25 protein-coding genes are annotated in these 20,652 nt (G+C 62.6%); 2 read left to right on the forward strand and 23 right to left on the reverse strand.

Annotated elements, in window-relative coordinates:
* The first annotated feature begins 208 nt into the window (after nucleotides 1-208).
* Together CF68_RS18955 and CF68_RS18960 are read left to right on the forward strand one after the other, a co-directional pair.
* Nucleotides 209-553 (forward strand): hypothetical protein, encoded by a 345-nt coding sequence (locus CF68_RS18955; RefSeq protein WP_035821636.1) that lies wholly within the window; start codon nucleotides 209-211, stop codon nucleotides 551-553.
* A 9-nt stretch (nucleotides 554-562) separates the two neighbouring features.
* The gene (locus CF68_RS18960) at nucleotides 563-1,237 is read left to right on the forward strand and encodes an SOS response-associated peptidase (RefSeq protein WP_035821638.1); all 675 of its coding nucleotides are present in this window, start codon (nucleotides 563-565) and stop codon (nucleotides 1,235-1,237) included.
* A gap of 93 nt (nucleotides 1,238-1,330) precedes the next feature.
* On the opposite strand, the gene CF68_RS18965 is transcribed toward CF68_RS18960, so the two are convergent.
* The 23 genes from CF68_RS18965 to CF68_RS19075 all read right to left on the reverse strand — a co-directional run bounded on the left by CF68_RS18965 (nucleotide 1,331) and on the right by CF68_RS19075 (nucleotide 20,619).
* Nucleotides 1,331-1,558 carry a hypothetical protein gene (locus CF68_RS18965; protein WP_035821640.1) on the reverse strand — a complete coding sequence of 76 codons (228 nt, stop codon included), beginning with the start codon at nucleotides 1,556-1,558 and terminating at the stop codon, nucleotides 1,331-1,333.
* Nucleotides 1,555-2,094, reverse strand: a complete 540-nt coding sequence (locus CF68_RS18970) for a DUF2514 family protein (protein WP_051591584.1) — start codon at nucleotides 2,092-2,094, stop codon at nucleotides 1,555-1,557. The genes CF68_RS18965 and CF68_RS18970 overlap by 4 nt, the downstream gene beginning before the upstream one ends.
* On the reverse strand, nucleotides 2,088-2,474 hold the full coding sequence (locus CF68_RS18975; protein ID WP_035821642.1) for a DUF6527 family protein: 387 nt from the start codon (nucleotides 2,472-2,474) through the stop codon (nucleotides 2,088-2,090). Before CF68_RS18975 ends, CF68_RS18970 begins: the two co-directional genes overlap by 7 nt.
* Nucleotides 2,471-2,950, reverse strand: coding sequence for a lysozyme (locus CF68_RS18980; RefSeq protein ID WP_035821644.1), 480 nt, complete (start codon nucleotides 2,948-2,950; stop codon nucleotides 2,471-2,473). Before CF68_RS18980 ends, CF68_RS18975 begins: the two co-directional genes overlap by 4 nt.
* Nucleotides 2,947-3,198, reverse strand: a complete 252-nt coding sequence (locus CF68_RS18985; protein WP_035821646.1) for a hypothetical protein — start codon at nucleotides 3,196-3,198, stop codon at nucleotides 2,947-2,949. The genes CF68_RS18980 and CF68_RS18985 overlap by 4 nt, the downstream gene beginning before the upstream one ends.
* Before the next feature lie 49 nt (nucleotides 3,199-3,247).
* On the reverse strand, nucleotides 3,248-3,448 hold the full coding sequence (locus tag CF68_RS18990) for a hypothetical protein (RefSeq protein WP_035821648.1): 201 nt from the start codon (nucleotides 3,446-3,448) through the stop codon (nucleotides 3,248-3,250).
* Nucleotides 3,449-4,465, reverse strand: a complete 1,017-nt coding sequence (locus tag CF68_RS18995) for a hypothetical protein (RefSeq protein ID WP_035821650.1) — start codon at nucleotides 4,463-4,465, stop codon at nucleotides 3,449-3,451. It abuts the gene before it with no gap.
* 11 nt (nucleotides 4,466-4,476) lie between these two features.
* Entirely contained in the window at nucleotides 4,477-5,778 is a 1,302-nt protein-coding gene (locus CF68_RS35520) for a hypothetical protein (protein ID WP_051591585.1), read from the reverse strand.
* Nucleotides 5,779-6,234, reverse strand: coding sequence for a hypothetical protein (locus CF68_RS19005; RefSeq protein ID WP_035821652.1), 456 nt, complete (start codon nucleotides 6,232-6,234; stop codon nucleotides 5,779-5,781). It abuts the gene before it with no gap.
* Entirely contained in the window at nucleotides 6,231-7,685 is a 1,455-nt protein-coding gene (locus CF68_RS19010; RefSeq protein WP_035821654.1) for a hypothetical protein, read from the reverse strand. The genes CF68_RS19005 and CF68_RS19010 overlap by 4 nt, the downstream gene beginning before the upstream one ends.
* A complete protein-coding gene (locus CF68_RS19015) occupies nucleotides 7,685-8,230 on the reverse strand; it encodes a hypothetical protein (RefSeq protein WP_152548510.1) in 546 nt (181 codons plus the stop codon). The genes CF68_RS19010 and CF68_RS19015 overlap by 1 nt, the downstream gene beginning before the upstream one ends.
* Nucleotides 8,227-9,318 carry a hypothetical protein gene (locus tag CF68_RS19020; protein WP_035821659.1) on the reverse strand — a complete coding sequence of 364 codons (1,092 nt, stop codon included), beginning with the start codon at nucleotides 9,316-9,318 and terminating at the stop codon, nucleotides 8,227-8,229. The genes CF68_RS19015 and CF68_RS19020 overlap by 4 nt, the downstream gene beginning before the upstream one ends.
* Nucleotides 9,318-10,232 carry a hypothetical protein gene (locus tag CF68_RS19025; protein WP_035821661.1) on the reverse strand — a complete coding sequence of 305 codons (915 nt, stop codon included), beginning with the start codon at nucleotides 10,230-10,232 and terminating at the stop codon, nucleotides 9,318-9,320. Before CF68_RS19025 ends, CF68_RS19020 begins: the two co-directional genes overlap by 1 nt.
* Entirely contained in the window at nucleotides 10,222-10,431 is a 210-nt protein-coding gene (locus CF68_RS19030; RefSeq protein ID WP_035821663.1) for a hypothetical protein, read from the reverse strand. The genes CF68_RS19025 and CF68_RS19030 overlap by 11 nt, the downstream gene beginning before the upstream one ends.
* Before the next feature lie 8 nt (nucleotides 10,432-10,439).
* A complete protein-coding gene (locus CF68_RS19035; protein WP_035821666.1) occupies nucleotides 10,440-14,066 on the reverse strand; it encodes a hypothetical protein in 3,627 nt (1,208 codons plus the stop codon).
* Nucleotides 14,067-14,234: 168 nt separating this feature from the next.
* Entirely contained in the window at nucleotides 14,235-14,669 is a 435-nt protein-coding gene (locus CF68_RS35525) for a hypothetical protein (protein WP_051591586.1), read from the reverse strand.
* Nucleotides 14,670-14,672: 3 nt separating this feature from the next.
* Entirely contained in the window at nucleotides 14,673-15,443 is a 771-nt protein-coding gene (locus CF68_RS19045) for a hypothetical protein (RefSeq protein ID WP_035821668.1), read from the reverse strand.
* 21 nt (nucleotides 15,444-15,464) lie between these two features.
* Complete coding sequence (locus CF68_RS19050) at nucleotides 15,465-15,917, reverse strand: hypothetical protein (protein WP_035821670.1); 453 nt, start codon at nucleotides 15,915-15,917, stop codon at nucleotides 15,465-15,467.
* Nucleotides 15,914-16,150 (reverse strand): hypothetical protein, encoded by a 237-nt coding sequence (locus tag CF68_RS19055; RefSeq protein WP_161786869.1) that lies wholly within the window; start codon nucleotides 16,148-16,150, stop codon nucleotides 15,914-15,916. The genes CF68_RS19050 and CF68_RS19055 overlap by 4 nt, the downstream gene beginning before the upstream one ends.
* A 113-nt stretch (nucleotides 16,151-16,263) precedes the next feature.
* Nucleotides 16,264-16,608 (reverse strand): DUF2190 family protein, encoded by a 345-nt coding sequence (locus CF68_RS19060; RefSeq protein WP_035821674.1) that lies wholly within the window; start codon nucleotides 16,606-16,608, stop codon nucleotides 16,264-16,266.
* A 39-nt stretch (nucleotides 16,609-16,647) separates the two neighbouring features.
* Nucleotides 16,648-18,894, reverse strand: coding sequence for a ClpP-like prohead protease/major capsid protein fusion protein (locus tag CF68_RS19065; RefSeq protein ID WP_235205817.1), 2,247 nt, complete (start codon nucleotides 18,892-18,894; stop codon nucleotides 16,648-16,650).
* Nucleotides 18,827-20,389, reverse strand: a complete 1,563-nt coding sequence (locus CF68_RS19070) for a phage portal protein (RefSeq protein ID WP_035821677.1) — start codon at nucleotides 20,387-20,389, stop codon at nucleotides 18,827-18,829. Before CF68_RS19070 ends, CF68_RS19065 begins: the two co-directional genes overlap by 68 nt.
* 2 nt (nucleotides 20,390-20,391) lie before the next feature.
* Entirely contained in the window at nucleotides 20,392-20,619 is a 228-nt protein-coding gene (locus tag CF68_RS19075; RefSeq protein ID WP_035821680.1) for a hypothetical protein, read from the reverse strand.
* Nucleotides 20,620-20,652 lie beyond the last annotated feature (33 nt).

Here is a 20,652-nt window from a genome sequence, read left to right on the forward strand (position 1 = left end):
TCGAACCCACGACGACAGGAATCACAATCCTTGTTCAAAGTTCAATGTAATCATTGACTTATCGTGTTTCTTTGGAAACCGACCAACCCTGCCACCCGCTCTGTGCCTAGGGCGATTTTACCAAGTTCCAAAGAAACTTGATACCAGAACTGCATATTCCCACCGCGGCGCTAGACGCCTATACTGTATATCCATACAGTATGCGACCATGATCAACGACCCCTACTCTGACCTGCTCAGGCCCCCGCTGGACGACGACGAGCTGCGGGATATGTGGGCCAGAAATAGATCTCCCGAGGTGCATGCCCTACTTTGGGAGGTGAAGCGCCTGCAGAACATCGTCCGGCGCGCCTGGCAATTCCAAACGTTTTTTCCTACCCAGGGCTACCTCGGCGGCTCGACCCGCGATATGGTTCTGTGGCACCTGCGCGACGAACTCAAGAACGAGCCGTATCTGCAGGGCGCCCAGCGGTGGATGGAAGAACACGAAGCCGAGCAGCAGCGCGCGGCTAAGGCCAGCGAGCGGAAGGACCGGCACCAGCCCAAGGGATAGGAGACTAGGATGTGCACGAATTACGCTCCAGTGCAGCGCCAGCTTCTGCGGGATGTCTTTGGGGTCGAGCCGCCGCCGGCCGAGTGGAAGCCCGAGACTTGGCCGGACTATGCGGCGCCGATCGTGCGCGCCAATGGCGACGGCCGGCGGGACAGCGTCCTGGCCACCTTCGGGTTCGTACCGCGCTCGCGCATTCCTCAGGGCGTCCGGCCATTCGACACGATGAATGCGAGGTCGGAGACAGTCGGCGAGAAGCGTAGCTTCAGCGGGCCATGGAAGAAGGGGCAGCTGTGCTTGGTGCCGGCCACGGCCGTATATGAGCCGAACTATGAGGCCGGGCCCAAGTCGACGCGGTACCGGATCAGGCTGCCCGACGAGCCGGCGTTTGGGATCGCCGGCCTGTGGAGGGACTGGCCAGATGGCACCTATTCGTTCACCATGCTGACGGTGAATGCCGATAAGCACCCGGTGATGAGCCGGATGCATGCTCCGGGCAAGGAAAAGCGATCCGTAGTGATCGTGCCGCGGCACCAGTGGGGCGACTGGCTGGACTGCCGCGAGCCGGAGGTAGCTCGCAGCTTCATGACGCTATACCCATCTGACCAGATGGCGGCAGAGCCGGCGCCCATCGTGCGCCGCCCCAAGGAGCCACCGGCAAGCGTTGAAGGTCAGTTGCCCCTATAGCCCCCCCCTATTTCGAGGGATGCAAGAAAGCGCGCGACTGCGACATGCGCGCCTCCACTTCAAGCCCACGCTTACCCTGGCCGAGGGCTTTTTCTATTCGGCGCTCACTGCCGCGTCGTCACCCTCGTCCGCCTCAATGGACCTTGCGCAGTGATCGCGCTCGAACCAACTCAGGAATTTGCAGAGGATGCAGCCCCATCTCCTCCCCTGCTGCATGGCCTTGCCGGCCCGGCTTGAGATCGTCTCGTCTGGGCTACCGGCCAGGATGGTGTTGGCGAGCTGGTCCAGTGAGATGAGCAAGTTCCAGAGGTAGCGCTTCATGATCCCTCTCCCGGCCTCACCCCACCAGTCAGGGCATCGTATGACCGCTCGCAGGCTTGGCCGGCGATACGGGCGGTGTCTGCGTATTCAGCCAGGATTCCCGCGCGGCGGTCAGCCCTTTCAAGCACGTCGGCAAGCATTCCGATGGGATCGAAGGCTGTCTGGCCTGCGCCGGCAGCGGCGGGATTCTGGCCGGCTCTGCCCGCTGCGAGTAGGTCGGCAACGCGGGCGCGCAGCCTGTTAGCAGCGTCGCCAGCACTGCGAGCGTCGTTACGCGCAGCCTCAAGTTCCTTCGTTGCGGCATTAGCAACCTCCGTTTGCGCCGCCGTGCGGCGTTGTTCCTCCAGGCGTGCGGCGTCGACGGCCTTGACCTGGTCGAGGGCGGCCGACTTGGCTGCCCTCTCCCGTTCGGTCTTCATATGCTCAATCTCGCCACCCAAGCGCCAGCCGTTGGCGACCCAGCCGGCGGCGAGCAGCGCTGCGGCCAGCAGGCCGACGCCGACTGCGCGCCACGGGATCCTCATCGGCATCAACATCCCCAGCCCTCCGGGAAACCGACCATCGGCACCGTCTGGCCTGCCAAGGTGTGCGTGCAATCACCCAGGTATTGGATCTGGCCGTCCGTCACGAACGTGTGGCAGACCTCACAATTGAAGCCACTCGGATCCTCACCGTTGGCCTTCATCTCGGCATTGAGGTCGCACCAACACCCGCGTCCGTCGTACCCTTGCACGTAGTGACCAGAGCGCACCAGTACCGACGGCGTGAAGGTGGGTCGATCGACATCGCCATTCCAGCCCCAGCGTGGCCCGGGCCCGGCCCCATGCTGGATCTCGTGCGACTGCCCGCAGCCCGGACACCAGAAGGAAAGCAAACCCGGCGAGGGCTCGCGCAATACCCTGGATAGCGCGCTCATACTGCCATCCTCCCCTCGCAATATGCGCGCGCGATCTGGCGCCGCGCCACGAGCCCACGCACCACCTTGCCTTTGACGTTGACCCAGAGTGACAGCGCCGCACACGCGCCGGCCATATCGCCCGCGTTCGCCTTGCGTGCCATGCTGCTGCCGCAGAACGCCTCCACGCCGATGTTGTAGGCGGTATCGACGAACGCCACCTTCTGCCCATCGGTCAGCGGCACGTGCACGCACCCCATTACGCCCTCGGCATGCCGCGCGAGGTCGGCGTCCAATTTGGCGGCGCACTCGTTCGGCGTGTATGTCTTGCCCCAGATCGCGTCTTCCGTCGCGCCGGTGCAGTAGGTAAGCACGCCGCCAATGTCGCGGTAGGTCTTGTAAACGGTGCCCTCGTTCGCTGGCACTACCTTCATCAGGACGGCAGCGGCCACCACCCCGACGACAGCCACCAGCCGGTTGCGCAGCGCGGGGTTCATTTCCAGACCCCCTTGACCGTCGACCAGGCGGCCACGATGCCCGACACCGCCGCGGCGATATACCCGACCGGCCGCACGGCCTTGCCGATCCAGTTCAGCGCCTTGAACGCACCGGCCGCCGCCTGGAACGCCTCGACAATGTCGGCGGTGTTCGACTCGACTCGGGCGGTTGCCTCCGTGTTGAGCTTCAGCTCTGACTCGATCGTGTCGACCCGTGCCACCAACGCCTGAAAGTTCTCTTCGTTCATGGTGTTGATCCCCGTCTAAGCCGCCCGTGGGCGGTACTTCATTCGCTTTTCATGTGCAAATCATCACTACCGGTTGCTGCACCACAGATACCGCTGGCGACAACGAAATGACCTCGACCACAACCTGCGATATGCGCCCTTTCGGATTGGCGTTCGACAGCACCTCGACGACTTCCTGACTCACCCGCCCATTTGGGCTGGCGTTTGAGATGACCTCGACTACGGTCTGCGAGTTGCGGGCGACCGTCATTTACACGCACTCCGCCCCGAACTCGGCTGCGTTCAAGTTGGTCTTGGTCCACGCGGCGCTAGTGGCTGGATCCGTCTCGCGGATTTCGCTGTAGTAGAGCTGACCAGTCCCCAATGCCTGAGATGAGCCGCTGTAGTCCGTTCCGCCGGATCGCGTTACTGCCTTGATCGACCGCGCACCCGCATCATCCTTAAGTGCTGCGATGTTGATCTGGGTGCCAAAGATCGACACCGGTGTGTGCGTGATATCGCCCATACCATAGGTGTCCTTCTGTCCGGCAATGCTGCTCTCCACGTAATCCGTGGTGTTCGGCGTGGCGTCATCGACCAACGAATAGTGGGTGGTGCCCGTGCTGGGGGTCATGCCGGTATTGGCACCATCAGAGGTCGGGTACACCGCGTCGATCCGCACGTCCCCGAGAAAGTCATTGTTTGCCGACCCACTTTGATTGCAGATGTAAAGGTCGTCTAGACTAAAACCCCCTCCGCTTACTGGAGCGCCGATGTTGACTTGATTGGCTGAAGCGTTCGCAGTGGCCTTCAGGTCTTGGCCTGTCGCAACCGTAATCCAGTCAACCCCGTTCACGCGCACCTTGCAGGAGTTGGCCGCGATTGAGTCCGCAATCGTGATCTTCCACTCGATATAGTTATAAACGTTCAATGGAAGCGGACTAGCTGACGTGCCGCCTGTCACCGCAGCCCCGTTGCGCGTGACAGACAGCGTGCCATCAGGATTCATGCGGAGTTCGCACTGTGCAGCACCCGCGTCGTAAAGACGCATGAGAATGCCGTTCGAGCTAGCGCCATATCCCGCAAAATTGAAGGCCGCCCCCACCACGAAGGCCGACGCAGCCGGCACCGCCTTGCTCAAACTTGCGCCAGGGTCCAAAGATGCCGCTCCTCCACCACGTCGCCCGCCGCTGGCGCTGATGGATGTAGTGCCTGAATTCGAAGTCCACTTCTTGGTGATATCGGCCGTTGCGTAGTGGTCGAAGCTGTCGATGAACAGTAGCGTCATATCCAATCCCCTTACCGTGTTCCTGCCAGCGAAAAGCCGATGTCGGCCAGCGTCGCGTCAGGTGTTGCTGGTGCTACCACCCTAAGGATGTCGCCGGCAGCGAAGGTCGTCTGCGACGCCATGATGAAAGTCGGGGTCATGGCGCTCGCTGCGAAGCGCATTGTTCCCACGGATGCGCCGTTCTTCTGGATATCGAAGTCCGTCTGGGCCGTAGCGGCCGTGCCCGCAGTGCCCCGGCTGTTTGTGAGGCCCGCAGGGAAAATGACCTGGCGCGGGAATGGCAAGCGCACGAGCACCGCGCTTGCCGCCGGCGCGCCGTTGTAGGTTCCGCCCACGTCGTAGGGCGGATCGTAGAACTCGAGGCCGGTCTCGTCGGATTTAACCCGCACCGATTTCAAGGCCTTGCCCGTGTAGCTCGACGGCACGTCGCCCAAGCCGGTGAATGCCGTCGCGCCGATGTTGGCCGCCGCCTTCACATTGGTGCCATCCTGATATAGGTGTGCCACCCCACCCTGCGCCACCGCCACTCCGGTGCCGGTCGCACCTTTCACGGTCAGCGTGTAAGCGCCAGAGGTGTTGTTCGTGACGATCCACGCCCGAGGATTGGTGCCAATCGGCACGATGACGTTGATGTTCTCTATCAACGCCCCGGTGAAATTGAGCACCAGGTTGTTGGCCTCGGTCGCGGTCAGCGTTACGTCAGCACCACCGGCGACACTCATACTGAGCCGGCCTGTTTGGAAGGCGCGAGCAAGTTCCCCAAGCACCGCCTTCGCCTCGCCAGCCTCAAATCGCTCATCAAGGGAGCCATAAGTCGTGCCGAGGGCCGCGCTGGTCAGCGCAGCAAGGAAGTCAGTTGCGCTCGGGAAGGTCGGCGCGACGCGTGTGATGGCGCCGAAGGCAGATCCCGTCCAGACCACAGAGAAGATCGGTTCCGCCGACGTTTCAACCACGTTCGGCTGCCCGCCGGCATCCACCTCGATGTAATAGGTCGCGGCCGACTTTCCGGTGAAGTCAAGCGTAGCCGCGGCTACCAGTTGGAGCACCTTCGAGAGCGAGTTCCGCCAGGTGTAGCCGGGCTGCAAGGTCAGGTTCGTGCCACTAGTCGACGCGGCAAAGCTTCCATAGCCGATCAAGGCTACGGAGCCGAACATGCCCTCGAAGGCAGTGACCGCGGTCGCGGCACTCGAAGCACCCCCCTGCGTAGCCCCCTGCAGCGCGTCGACCGCGCCCTTGATGATCGCGTAGTTGCTGTTGTGCTTGCCGATGTAATTGGTATCGCCGGGAACCAGTTGTGCGAGTTCGATGCTCACTTAGCGAATCTCCTGAAGAACGCCGCCCCGGAAGATCGCCGAGGCACCATAGGGCACCAACCCGTACCCGCCAAAAGCTGCCAATTCACCGTAGGTCAGTGGCCGCCCTTCGATCGTAAGATCAACGATGGAGCCCACCGACAGGTCCGCCAAATTGACGTTGACCACCGTGTAGGTACCGGGAAACTCTTTCGAGAAGCCAACCACCTCATACTGGCCAGTGGCAGATCGTCTCAGCCGGCAGGCGTTTCCGGTGTCGGCATAGAGGAGCTCATCGTTGCCGCGCGCGATCGGCACATTGCGCAGCGGATCCTTCTCGCCGATATCGACGTCAACGGCATAGATGGTATTCAGGCCATCCGTAACCAGCAGCGCCGGCCGGGTCAGGATCTTGCCGTCCATCTCGGCCTTGGCATCACGGATCTGCGCCGAGACGAGGTTGGTGAGGATGCTCATGCGACGAACCCCTGTAGCTCAAGAACCGCTGGCGCGTTGCGTGCCAGGTTGCGGGTGTAGTCAGTGACGCAAAAGCGCGTACCGTCCGGGAACTGCAGGATGTCGCCTGGCTCGATGCGAAGATCGTCGACTATGGAGGCGCCCCACGATGTCGCGCTGCGCGCTCGGTACACCAGCTCGCGCACCGCCACCGTCTGGGCGTGGGCCTCATTCACGATCAGGTCATTCTCGATGTCCTCGACGTTCTCGGTCCAAATCGAGGCAGCGCTGTTCTTGGCTTCAGTGGTGTTGCGGCCGTGCACGAAGTCGTATGGCGTGCCCCAGACCTCATAGATGCCAGTGCCAATGGAAGCCATGATCAGCAGCACCACCAACTCGGCCGCACCGTGGACAATCTTTCCGGTCGGCGCCGTCGGCCCGCCGAACGGGGGCGCAATGTCCGGCAGCGCGCTGTACACCTTCATGGCGAGAATCAACCCGACCAGGGTCGGCGCCCAGGCTACCGTGGTCAGCAGGATCTCCCCACTGGTGGTCGTGAGCTGCTTGTACTCCTCGTCGCAGACGGGCAGCAACCCGCCGTTTGCGGACTGTTTGACCACCAGGCGCGTATTCTCTGCGCGCTGGGTCGCGTCATCGGAGAACGTGATGCTCTTGCGCTGATGCAACTGAAAGAATCCTGCCGTGATGGTCGCATCGGCCAGCTTGGCGTCCTGCTGCGCCACCTTTGTCAGCTGGGGATCCAGCCACTTGAGCCGCAAGCTTGACAGTGCAGGCACCGAGCGGCCGCCGCTGACCGAGACAATGCGCGCGTCATCGAGCACAATGTCCGTTGCGCGCCCAAGCTCGCGAGATTGCGTCGTAAGACGCCCCAGTCCGTCGAAGCGCGGTGCAAGCCCCAGGGGCAGCAGCAACTGCTCGAGCATGTCCCAGGCGGTCAGGTCCGCGAGCTGGGTATTGCTGTGCATCGTCGTGACTGGCGATGGGGGAAGGATGATCTCGTCATCGTTCAGCCCAAGTGCCCGTCCGATCTGTCGCGCAATCTCGGTCAGCGGCGTCGCCACCGGGAAGAAATCCGTCACCCGCCGCACGCCACGCCAGGCCGGCGTCGCATCCGGACTGCGGGCGGTTAGCGTGAGCCGGCGCGTGCCCCGCTCGATCCGATAGTCGTTCACTGACTCGATGATGCCCAGCCACAGGATCTGGCCATCCAGCTTCAGCTCGATAATCTGCCCGGCCTTTGGTTGGCTTGCGCCATAGAGTTCAAGATGCCAGGTCAGCGAGGCGGAAAGCTCGCGCGGCGACTGGCGCAGCGTCTCGGAAACGTAGGCCGACAGATCGATGGCATCGGTGGCAGCACCGGTGCGCACATCACGGATGGATGCCGTCGGGTGGAAGATCAGCGCCACCGTGCGCAGCGCGTCCTTGTCGACCGGAGACCACCGTCCGTCCATTACAGTTTCCCCAGGATGCGCAGGCGCAATTCAACGTCGAAGTTGATGTAGCCTGCCTCATTGAAGATCACATGGTTCAGCGAGATGCCATCCCCGCCCCCAACCGTCAGCGACACCAACGCCACCTCGTAGCCGTTGGCATTGACGTAGCTGGGATACCAGTTCACCCGCGCTACCGCGGGATCGGGCGGATTCGACCAGTGAGCAACCAGCATGCGCAGCTGGTCAACCGTCATTGACAGGCCGCCATCGGCATTCCAGCGCTCGACAACCTCGACGTCGCGCAGCTTGCCCTGCCAAAGCGTATTCGACGCCCCGCCGAGGGTGCGGGTGCTTGACCAGGTCGGTGCGACGATCGCGTCGCCATCCATATTGGTCCACTGATCGGGCGCCCGCGCATAGTCGTAGGTCCCGAGTGTTGGATGCACAAGCCGACCATGGCCAGCCGCTGCGCCAACCGCCGGCAACACCGTAATCGTGATCTGCTCGGTCGCAGTAGCTGCATCGCCAATGGTGAAGGATGCCGAACTAGTCAGGGTTGTCATAGCCCATCCTCTACCGTCGCACTGGCGCCCAATGTCATGGATCCTGGTGCATTGCAATGCACCACGGTGACCGATTCCCCGTGCGCATCCGAGCCGGCAGCATGCCGCACTATTGAAGCGGTATCAGATACTGAAAGAGTTACTGAAGCCCCCGCGATTGGTTCTCCAGCATCCCCTACGACACGCACCAGCACCGGTACCTCCCGCCCCCTCCGCGGGGCCTTCAGCGGCAATGGCCTCGTCAGATGCGTGCCGAGCGGAACCGGATACCAGCCTCGAATCACTGACTGGCATGCGCCGTCATCCCCATTTGGTGCAATCTGAAACGCAAGCAGGCGACGATAGATCCGGTCCCATGCGTAAATCACGTCTCCAAGGGGGACCGGCGAGCGAACAGTATGCAGAACCTCACCCGAGACGTAGTCCACCAAGCACAGAAGCCCGCTGTTTGTCACCACATAGCAGCGCCGCTCGTCTTCGGGAAGAATGTCAATGGCGATCCCGCCGACATGAATGCGACGAATCAGCGCGCCAGTTGTCCAGTTGTAGACGCCAATCTGACGGCTGCCGGTTTCATTGTTGGTGTATAGCACCGCAACATTCTGCAGCCGATCAATCATGCACACGTAGATGGAAAGCGCCCCAAACTCGTCAGGCCCGCGTCGCGTCCCGGGGACTTCATCAAAACTGATCGGATCCACTTGGAAGAAACTGCCGAGACTTGATTTTTGCCACAGCGATCCATCTCTTGCCTGGAAAACTTCGTAATCGAAAAAGCTGGCAGGGTTGGTGCCTCGTGCCATGAACTCGCCAGTAATGGCATTGAATTTCCACCACAGCCGATCCCAGCCAGGCCAGTAGATACGGCTTGTTGTCCCAGTCAGTACAATCACTGCGTCCGCAGTTGGGGTCTTCTCCTGGGCGACGAACATCCCGTCGATGCCACTAAGCTCCTCCGCATAGATTCGAGGTGGCGTAATTAGGTATCCGTTGTAGAGCGCCCCCAATCCAACTCCACTGGGGATGCCGGCCCACTCGGCAGGGGTTCGATATACCAGCGGCATCGATTCAAAGATCTGGCGGAACATCAGAACCTCACCTCGACCGAGATTGTTGGCGTATCACCGGAGGCCTGTGGGGCCACATAGGTGTTCCACGCCCATCCGTCGCTATCCGTCACGCTCTGTATGTGCTCCAACGCCCCCGGACCGCTTAGCGACCAATCGACAGTCTCACCAACACATGGCTCCGCATCCGCGCCCAGAACGCGGGACTTGATTGGACTTGCTCGCCCTTTTGCGAGCGGCGTTACGGCAGCCGGGGCCGAGATCGACGATGGACGGGGGGAGCTTGAGTACACGTTCAGCTTGGCGTCCGCAAGCACGATGAAGATGTCGTAGCGCGCGCTGTACCACGCCCCATCATTGGGGCCAACAAACGCGACGCCGCCAACTTGGTTCCTTCGGACCCAGTCGTAATAGACGACCGTTCCGTTAGTGAAGACTATTGCGAGCACGTTCGCGTCACGGGTACAAGACACCGTGGCATAGAGGCTGATAGGCGCCCCACTCAGACTCGCCTCGTATGTCCAGTCGCCTACGAGCGTGAGCGGCTTGGATAATACGTTCGTACCCAGAATGCGCATGTATCGATCTGGCGTGCGTACTTGAATATCCCCCGTTGGCTCTGTTCCGGTAACAAGCTCACCGAAGGTTGCGGCCCGCTTGTTGAACCTGTACAGCCCCTCCTCGAAGAGAGATCCAAGAATCAGGTATTCTCCGGGACTCTGCAAATCCAGTGCGAAGGCATTCGCCCGCACTTGGGCTGCTCGCAGGCAGGCATAGCCGTCCAACTGCACTACGAGCAAGCCGCCCTTGGTGCTACTGAACGTGTAGAGACCAATATCATCATCGTAGAGTGCAGTAGCACCCGTCGATGCGTCTGTGATCAACGAACCGTCCGCCACGATATCGAAGGGCCCTGCCAGCAGCTCAAGTGCCATGCTGCACCTCGATCACTGCCTCCCCGGCTATTCCAGCCGGGTCATACCTCGCCCATGCACGCCCGCTGGCGTCCGTCTGTGGAGCAAACGGCGTCACCACACCAGCGCCGCTGGCAATAGTCCAGGTGACCGCCACGAGGGCTGGCCCCTCGAACACCAGGATGGCGGTCGCGTCGGCACGCAACGGGTTGGAGAGCATGCGCAGGCTCATCGTGTGGCCGCCATCCGCGCGAGTTCGCTGCCCAGCCAGTCCTGGAGCGTCCAGTGGAGGGCGTTGTCTGGGATCTGCAACTGGAAGCTGGTCGGCGCCGGTTGCAGGTGCGGTGCGCCGGACGCGGCAGGCGCGGACACCAGCCCACCGCCGGCGAATCGCGCCACCGCGCTCGATCGGGCAAACGCCGCCGGATGGACCGCACCCCGGAATTGCGATGCCGCCGAGCGCACGGCCGCGCCGCCGCGGTTCACCCAGTTAAGGAAGCCGACACCGACATCGCGCACGGCCGACGCCCGCACGACGTACTCCTTGTCAGAGAGCAGCGCCGGGATGCTGTCGCTGGTGGTGGTGCCAGGGCCACGGATGTAGCCGCCTTCAGCCTTCTCCTGCGCACCGAGGCCAAATATACTGAAGACGCCGCTGACGCCTTCCGCACTGAATAGCGAATCGAACAGCTTCCTCCCGAGCTTCTGACCGATTGCATTGAGGAGCGAATTAACAACATTCTTGGCAAACTGGCTGACTGCCTGAGATGCGCTCTTCGCGCCGCCGATAATGTCTTGAAAGAGAGTCCCAAACCCGCTCACCGTCGCGTTCTCGAGCGTGTTTTGCAAATTGATTATTGGCCTTCCGAGCTCGTCAAGCTGTGCTTTGACGCTGTTCGCATTCGTCTTGATCTTCACGGACGGCGAACGCGCTGAGAGCTTTTGGAGTTCATCATTTAGGGATTGCAAAATCGGAAGCGCCCGCTCCTTGAGTGGACGGAAGCGTATCTCCAGGGCATCCCCATCGAACCCCTGGAATTGCAAAAGCTGCCCAGCGCGCTGCAGGTCGCTCATGACCTGATCGATCTGACCCTTGATGCGATCGAAGTCAGCCTCGTCAACTTCCAGCTGAATCTTCTGTTCAACCACCTCCGGCGAGAGCAGATCGGGGTTCGCCTTTGCCAGCGCCGACAGCTCTGCATTCTGTGCGCGCACGTTCTCCTCGATCTGCGCGCGTGTGAGCGTGCCAGTGGCCGCCGCCACCTGAGAGACAACGCCCGTTGCCTGAGCTTCCAGCAAGCGCTTTGACCTGGCGAGCTCGCTATTCGTCTCCCGCGCAGCCTGCGTACGATCCTGATCCAGCTTCAGGTTCCGCGTGGTGAGCTGCTGGATTTCCGTCTCCAGCTTCTTGGCCTGGGTACTCTGCTGCACGCGTTCATTCGCGCTCTTGGGGTTCTGGCCACCAAGACGAGCCTGTTCGGCGCGCAACTCGTCGATCAGCTTCTGGTTGCGCGCCTTCTCCGCGTCGATGCCGTCTGTGACGATCTGCAAGCGCTGGTCATAGTAGGCGCTGATACCAACGAGGCTGTCCTTGTAGGCGCGCTCGTTCTCCGCTTGGTCGAACGCCAGAGCGTCCTTCTTGAGCGTCAATTCCTGATCGAGCGTCGCCTTCAACTGTTCGAAATCGGCCTTCGCTGCGGCATTCTGCGTGCCAAGCCCGGAGGCGCCGGCTCCCTGCCGGCGCGCCTCGACGATCGCGTCATTACGGGCCTTGGTGACCTCGGCCAGGCGCTTTGGATCGAACTTCGGGTTGTCCTTCTGCAACTCCGGCGTCTCCGACACGGCCTTGGCGAATGCCGAGTTGATCTCCTTGATCTCGTCGGCAGCCTTCTGGGAGCTGGTGCGGTGCTTCTTGACCAGATCGGTGAAGTCCTGCAGCGCGCCAGTGTTCTTCAGGCCCAGCTTGCCGACGGCGGCCTCTTGGTCAGCGGCCTGCTTGTCGGCCTGTTGCTGCAGCAGCTTCGCTTCCGCCTCGAACTCGGCCAACTGCTGGCGCGCCTGGTTCAGTTCCCGGTCGCGATTACCGCGGGAGAGCTTCTCGCCATTACTGAGGATGAAGGGACGCATGCCGCTCGGGCCTGGCTGCTGCGCCGCACCTTCCAGCAATGCGATCCGGTTGCGCAGTGCATCCTGCCCCGCCTTGTTGGTCCCGATATCCCCCGCCCCGAACTTCAGCTCCCGCTTGAGGCGGGCGATCCTGTCACGCGTGGTCTGCACCGACACGTCGATGCCATTGAGGGACGTCTTCGCCGAGTTGCCAAAGGAGGCCCAAGCCGCAACACCAGTGATCAGCAAGGCGATAATCCCGATCGGGCCACCCAGCAGACCAGAAACGCGCGAGAGCACGCCGGCGACGCCGGTCGGCCCCATGGCAGTCGCAAGGGCAGTTTGCGCTGCCGCGTGCGCTGACGCCGCAGCAGCGGCGCGCTGCTGCGCGGGAACCAGCACAGTCTGGGCCAGCGTCAGCCGCTGCATGCCACTGGCGGCAGCCACCGCAGCCTGAGCCTCGGCGAGCAGCAGGCCGGTGTGAATGCGAACGGCATCGGCATGAGCCACCTTGGCACGCAAGTCCGCCAGCGTCGCGGCGGTTGCCGCCCGCGTGGCAGCGTCCCCGCCAAGGATGGCGTTCCGGTTCCTCGTTAAGCTCTCATTGAGCCCTTCCAGGACGCTTCGAACCGTGGTGAATACCTTGAAGGTGGCATATGCCTGCCCAACGGCCACCACTGCGTCCCGGTGCTCGATCAGAAACCCTGCGGTCGCTTTGAGCCCCCGCCCAACATCAACCAGCGTCTCCGAGAAACCCCGCATCACTTGGACAGTCTGCGGGTTAAGCTGGATCGACTTGACCTTGTCGCCCTCTCGTTCGATCGTAACGAAGGCGTCGGTCGCCTCGCCCAGCCCCTCTTTGATTGCCTCGAAGAGAGGCTTGAAACCCTCGGCAGCCGCGCGCGTCGCCCCCTCCTTCAGACTGGAAAGCCGGCCGTCGAAGGTGTCACCGAAGCGCGCGGACGCGGCCTCGAAGCCCTGCAGTCGGTCCATCAGGAACTTGAACAAGCCTTCGCTCGAAGCCTTGGCGCGCTGGATGTCCTCGTCCTTGATTCCCAAGGCCGTAGCCAGCGTGGAGCTCGCCGGGGTGATACCACCCTGAACCAGGTCGCGCAGTTCCTGAACCACTTGGTTGGAATTCAGACCCAGCGATTTGACCGCATTGACACCGGTCACGGTCAACTGACGAACCTGCTCCAAGGTGAGCTTGGCAGCCAGCGCCGGTCCGAGAATCGCCTGAAATGCGCGCACCAGTTCCTCGCTGGAGGCTGCCGTTGCCAGCGCATCGTTGTTCAGGTCGGCAATGATCTTGCGGGAGATACCGAGCGCCTGATTCAGGCTTACCGCCCTGCCGTCGATGGTGACCATCGAGGACAGGATCCCCGCCATGCCCAATTCGGCAGTCTCCATGCTGGCCGCGAACTTGATGCCGGCCTGCGGCAACCCCGTCAGCGCCGCTTTGACGCCCTGCAGCGCCTGGACGATGACGAACATGCCGGCAGCCACGCTGCCGATGCTCTTCAGTGCGCCGACGCTCTGCCCAATCGACCGAACCTCCTGGCCCACCTTCGCCAGCTCCCCGGCAGTAGCGCGTGCTGTGGTCTGGACGCCCTGCAGGCCAGATTGAACGCCAGTCAGATTCTTGCCGGAGTCGTCAGTCTTCTTCAGCGCTGAGGCGAAGTCGCGCAGCGCGGCCAGAGCGCGCTCGTTGGCAAGGTTGATGCGGTAACTGATCTCACGTTCTGCCATGGCGTGTAAGTGGTGTGCTGAATGCCTTCCAGAGTTGTTTCCAGCCCTTCTCGTCGGCCTGGCCGCCACGTGCGATCAGGAGTTGCTCCCGACTACGCTCCTGCGCCTGCCGGGCTATGGCATCCGAGAAGCCCCGCAACTGGGCCATGGTGTAGCCCAGAACTTCGGTCAGGCTGTGGCCGGCCCCGACGAGCTGCTGAGCGATGTCGAACCACCCGGAAACATCGCCTGAAGCTGGCTGGCTACTGGCTTCAGACGTTGCTCGAAAAAATCACGGTTCACACTCAGCACGTCGGCGAACAGATTGACCGGGACATCCAGCTCCTGCTCGTCCAGCCACGCCCTCTCCACGCGCGCACCGATGCAAATCGCAGTCAGCAGAGCTTCGGCGTGTCGCGTGAACAGGTGCACGATGTCACCGGCCACCATCGCATCCGGCAGCACACCGATGTCGACAAAGACAGGATCCAGCGCTGACAGCATGGGGCCGAATTCCTTCACCTTGAGGGGGGTAATCCGAACTTGACGCTCGCCGATGGCCTTCTCAATCGAGGGGCCGCCGGCGAGCTGCGTCAGTTCGGCAACGGGCGCGGGGGCGTTCATGGATTACGTCAGCTGGACCAAGCGCCCGAACTGGCCGAAATCGCTGGCCGCGGTCTTGGTTTGGTCGCTCAGGCACGAACCGGCCAGCTCGAAGCTGTTGAGGTCGTCGCTGATCATCGAGAAGTCCTTGGCCGGATCCAGGCGGGTGCGGTAGATATCGAGCACCACCTTCGGAAAGCCAGACACTGCGGTGTTGAGCCCAACGAAGCGCACCCAGTATTCGACGTTGGCGGCCGTGTACATCTTCACGCGACTCAGAGCGGCCTTCGTGTAGTCGGCCTTCAGAGGCAGCGTGTACGGGCCGCCGGTCGTCGCGTCCAGAATCTCGATCTGACCAGATTTCGCGTCCAGATCGTAGTTCGTTCCGGCCACCAGGGTCTTCGGCGTTCCGGAGCTGTCCTTGATGGTAACGGCCGACAGATCCTGAGCAGCCAGGATGAAGACATTTCCGACCGCGAGGGTGCCAGTGGTCGGCGAGATGATCTCGTTGGTGATCGATCCGGAGGTCTGAGCCACCACATCGCCTTGCGTGAGCAGCTGGATGTTCTCGGTGCTGATCTGCCGCAGCGAGGCCTTGAAGCTCATCTTGAGCTCGCGCGTGATACGCACGACGGTCTGGCGGTTGCCGGAGTAGTTCTCCTTGGCCTCCAGCACATCGGGCTCGGCCGAGAACGAGACGTCAGCGGCGTCGCCAACCCAGCGCATTTCCTTGGGGGTGCCGGCGGTGTTGCGCTGCCCGAAGTACAGCTTCCCCTGCCCCGAAAAATAGTCCATGTTGCTCTCCAGTTGTGGCCATTACGGGGCCGTGGGTTTTTCCAAGTACTCGACGGCGCCCAGCACCTGAGCGCACACTGTTTTTGCACCGGCACCGCGCGGCAGCGCGCGGTCGCCGACAATTCGCAGGTTCATCACCAAGCCATCCAGCCCGCCGTCCTTGAACACTGCACGCTTGACATCGGCAATCATCGCGTGGGCCTTCTCCAAGGGGTTGTCAGGGTCGCAGACGTCAAAGGCCTCGATCACGAACGAACGCGACCAGGTGTTGGTTCCGACGTGCGGCCGCATATCGCCTTTGTTCTCGCCCGACCCGTCGTGCACCGAAGAGAGCGGAACAGGATCCTGCTCATCGTTGCCAAACTCCCGGCCGAGATACACCCGGGCCCCGATGTCGGTCTCATAGCCGTCGGCCACGCGAACCGTCGCAAGACGTGCCTTGATAGCCTGAAGAATCTGAAGCGCCTTGCTCATGCCTTGGTCACCCAGTAAGCGGCCACGAAAGTGTCATCCTCGTCGCGCTCGTCGACGGTGTATGTCACCGCAGCGAGTGCACCAAGTTCCTCGGTGGTATAGCTGGCACTGTCGTAGACGATGGTCGCGCCGCGGGCCAGCGACGGCACGTCCGAGCGCAGCACAGTGATGCGGGTGCCAATCTCGGTGCGATCGCCGTATTCCCCTGCGGTGCGCGGTAGGCGCTCTACCACGGCGTCAAAGACCTCGGCACCAGAGCGCAGGCGCGCATTCGCCAGACGGCGAAGCACCGCCCGCGAAACACGCTGATCAAAGGAATGAGGCGCGACCATGTCTTGACGGGCTATCAGGTTGCCGCCGGCAGATAGGCGCCGAGTTTGATCTTGACGGTGCCGCTCGGGTTGGCAGCAGCCTCGACTGCCACACCCACGCACACCTGCGCCGTGGTGGTCTTATTGACCACCTTGTTAGTCGCATCCCAGAACACGCGGTCACCGACGGCAATCGCCAGGGCCGAGGTCTTGGCGATCTCGACCACGCCTTCGGTGCGGAACTCGCTTGCGACACCGTTCTTGGCGTCCGTGACGGCGATGCCAAACAGGCCGGCACCGAAGAGATACCCGGTGCCGGAAGCCACGTCGGCACCCGGCGCCAGCGTCAAGTGCTCGCCGTACTGAATGAAGTTCTTCATGATCCGATCCTTATGGAGTCAGTGGGTGGAATCGGCCGGTTACGCGCCAGCGTTCTTGTGCGCGCCGCGGTAATCGATGCCGGCGACACCGAAGTCGATGCGGACCTTGTAGCGGGCGCCGTCCACGTCGAAGCCGTTCTGCAGCTCGAGATACGGATCCTGTGCGCCGTCGAGGAACGCCACTTCCAGCGCCGGGGCCTCGGCCGGATCGGCGAAGAAGTACCAGGCCGTGCCAGACAGGCGCGGGGTATCGACGATGTCGCGCACCAGGCCGCGCACCAGGTTCGGCTTCTGCAGCTTGTTGGCGGTGTCCGGGTCGTACTGGGCGTCGTTGGTTACGCGCGCGGTACCGCCGATGCCAATCGGACCCAGCCAGATCGCAGGGCGCAGGTCGAGATAGTCGTTGCCGCTGACATCCTTCTGCTGCGCCATCTGCACGCGGCCGGCCTCGAAGGAGGCCACTGCCGGCGCCGCCGCGGTGCCAGCGATGTTTCCGTGGTTGGCATGGAACAAGGCTAGGCCGTCTTCCAGAGTCGGGCCAGCGCCGGAGTTTTCCGCCAGGCGCGCGTACACCGCGGCCTCGATGGTCCGCTTGGCAGCTCGGCCGAGCATGCTGGCGAGACCGATGAACGCGCCCAGATCATCGTTGATAATCATCTGACGGCTCAGGTTGATGATGTTCCCGCGGGTGCCGGCCGTGATCGAGGCCTTCTCGCCATCCGGGATGGTCTTGTTCTTGAACTCGCCGAGTTCGTTCAGCACGTCCAGGTTGCCGAGGCTGCCGACACGGTAGCGCGGATGGGCGCGGAAGTCCGACACGCTGCCGATCGAGCAGAAGCGCGACCAGGTGTCCGGAGCCAGCGCGTATGCCTGCTGCAGCGTCTTGTGCATCGTGTTTTCGAGCAGGATCGGAAAATCGCTGGTGGACTGCGTGAACGCGGCCGCCACGATCTTCATCTGGTCCATGCCGTCGACCTTGACGCCAGCTCGCACCAGGCATGCGCGCGCCAGATCGAGTAGCTTGTAGCCACGCAGCGGATTGGCTGCGTTGGCGCGCACCGGTGCACCCTTGTCATCACGGGCGGCGGCTCGGGCCAGGATTGCCTCGGTCGCGGCCGCCCGGAATTTGTCCTGCTCATCCTCGACCGTGACGATGTTGCCGGCAACCGGCGTGCCTTCCTTGCCGAGGTGTGCCAGCAGCTTCTCGCGGGCGCCCTGTACGCTGCATTGGGTGTCGGCCTCGCAGGCAGCCATCAGATCGGCGACGCCTTCGCGGGCGTCAAAGCTGGCAAAAGCCGCTCGGATATCGGTACGGCGCTGGGCCTCGGCTTGCACGCCGCGCGCAACCGCTTCGGCCTGAGCGGCCTGGGCTGCGGGGTCGGCCGGAGCTGCGGGCGCCGGTGCAGCGGCCGCCGGGTTCGGATGAGGCATGTGCTTCTCCTTCAAGTTGAAAGCGGCTGCCGCCGCCGGGATGGCGCGGAAGCGAGAAAGATCGTGGGACGCGGCAATCGGCATCGCCGTGGTGACAGAGTCGATGAACTTCTCGGCAAGCGCCTGCTCTGCCGTGTAGTAGTGGTCGACACCATCAGTCAGCAGCGCCAGCATCTCGTCGGCAGGCCGGCCAGTCTTGGCGGCGTAGCTGTTCGACATGGCCTGCGACCAGGTGTCGAGGTAATCGGCGACCTCGCGCAACGCGACGGCATTGCCAGAGGCGTAGACCCAAGGCGCATGGATCATCAGGATGGCGTTTTCGGCCATCTCGACGGTGTCGCCAGCCATGGCGATCAGGCTCGCGATGCTCATGGCGGTGCCGTCAATGCTGACGGTGACCGCGGCGCGGTGCCGCTTGAGCGCGTTGTAGATGGCGATGCCATCGGAGACTGAGCCGCCGAAGCTGTTGATGCGTACGGTAAGCTCGTCGACGTTCAGAGCCGCCACTTCCTTGACGAAGTCAGCGGCCGTCACGGACTCACCCCACCAGGATTCCCCGATATCGCCGTAGATGAAGATCTCGGCGGAGCTTGCGGCCACGCCGCCGGCAGCGACCGCCGCAGCGGCTGCGGCCGTGGCAGCGCGGGCGCGAATGCTGTACCACTTCTGGGGAGACTTGCTCATCGCCAAGACCTGTGCATTGGGTATGCAGCAAGTGTGGCAAAAAGAGATTCCGGTTTTTAGGGGTAAAACCGGAATATTTTCATCTGACGCATGGAGCGGCCCGTCAGCCGGCCTGTGCTCCGACGCGGGAACGCGTGCGACCTTGCTGAGGAGGCGGTTCGGGCGGCGCATCAGCCGGGGACGCCGCGCCTCCCTTGGTGTTGGCGAAATCTGAGGCCAGCACTAGCCCCTTATCGGCAGCTTCCTTCCTGAACTTTGTGATGTTTTCCAGCACGTCGTACGGATTGACGCCGCGCTTGCGCATGACTTCGACCTCGGATGCGAAGCCGCATTGCACCAGCAGCTGCCAGGCGAGCGCTTCCTTCATTGGGTCGATCCATGGCATCGCCTGGCCGACGAACATTGCGTCGTCAGCCAGATCTGGCGCCACATCCTTCGGCCGCGGCACCACTCCGGACAGGTCGGCGATCGCGACGAAAGCCTCCCATACTGGCTGAACGAACATGCCAGTGAACTCGTCGGTCAACACAGCATAGTTGACCCACTGCTCCACCAGCTCCTGCCGCTGAGACGAATAGGTGCCATCATAGTCCCGGCTGATGCTCGAGTAGCTGGCGCCGATGCCGGCTGATGCCGCGCGAAGCTGGCCCTGCCGGAAGGTGAGGACGTTTGGATTCGGCCGCTTGGTGTCGACCAAGCCGATTTCCTCGCCCACCTGCAGGCCGTCGATGATGGTCCCGGGGTCAAAGGCGATTTCGCGCGGAATAGGGTTGCCCTGCTCGTCCCGCTGGATGCTGTCCGGGTTGAACCCATCCGGCGAAAGCTTCTTGATATAGGCGGTCAGGCGTGCAGCGAGCTTTGCGGCTACGCGCTCGCTCTCCTCGTAGTCCTTGATGTCCTCGATCCTGGTGATCACGCTGGCGAACTCGGAAACGCCGCGGAGCTGGCCAATGCGGTCGATGGCCGCCACTTGCAGCATGTTCTCTGCGGGGATTCGCTTGACGTCCGAGCCGCGCGCGAGGAAAGCGTTGTCTCCCGGGAAGCTCTTGTAGACGTAGTAACCAGTACGGCGGCCCCAGGCATTACGCTGGATGCCCTGCCGGATATTGGCGGCCGGATCCTCATAGTCCATGGGAACCATATCGGGCTCGAAGAGCTCGAGCGAGAACGGTACCTTGCTGCCGTGCTGGAGGAACGGCACGGTGCCGCGCAGCAGCTGAGAGAATGCTTCACCATCGCGAAACCAGGTCTTGGCAACCAACCGCTGGACCTTGGCCCAGTGGTGCTCCTGCGTGACTTCCGGCAGCTTCTGCCAGTCTCGCCAGGCGGCGCGCAAATCAGCGGCATACTGCTCGTGGATAGTGCCATCCGGCCGCCGCGGCTGCGGCTCGACCCCGATTCCGCCCGGCCCGACGACGTTATTCACCAGCGTGCGCAGCATTCCACGCGAAATATCGTGGTTCCGCTCGAGGTGACGTGCCTGCGCACGCAGCCAGATCGCACCTTGTCGAACCAGTTGGTCCGGCGATGCCTGATTACGATGGAACTTCCTCAGCCGACTGGGCTGCGCCGCTTCGTAGCTCGCCTGGAGAGCAGCGCGGTCAAATAGGCGACGGCGCCCGGCCGTTGGATCGAAGAACGCAACAATCTGGTCGATCATGTTCATGGTCAGCGGTCCAGTCTGGCATTGAGAAAGCGGATGCCACCGGAACCCGGCACGCCGGCGGCCTGCGCCTGCTCGCTGGCCACGCGAGCCTCCCATTCCTGCCGCCCCTTCCGGATTTCGGATAGGTCCTCCATGCGCAGCACACGGTCGCCCAAGCGGGCTTCCTTGCCTTCGAGAATGGCCTGCTCGGCGGCCAAGTACTTCGCGAGCATGTCAGTGGCGGTCGTCATGGCGTCCAATCTATGGGAAAGTGAGTCCGGTTT

The sequence above is a fragment of the Cupriavidus sp. SK-4 genome, from assembly GCF_000611125.1.
Classification (GTDB): Bacteria; Pseudomonadota; Gammaproteobacteria; order Burkholderiales; family Burkholderiaceae; genus Cupriavidus; species Cupriavidus necator.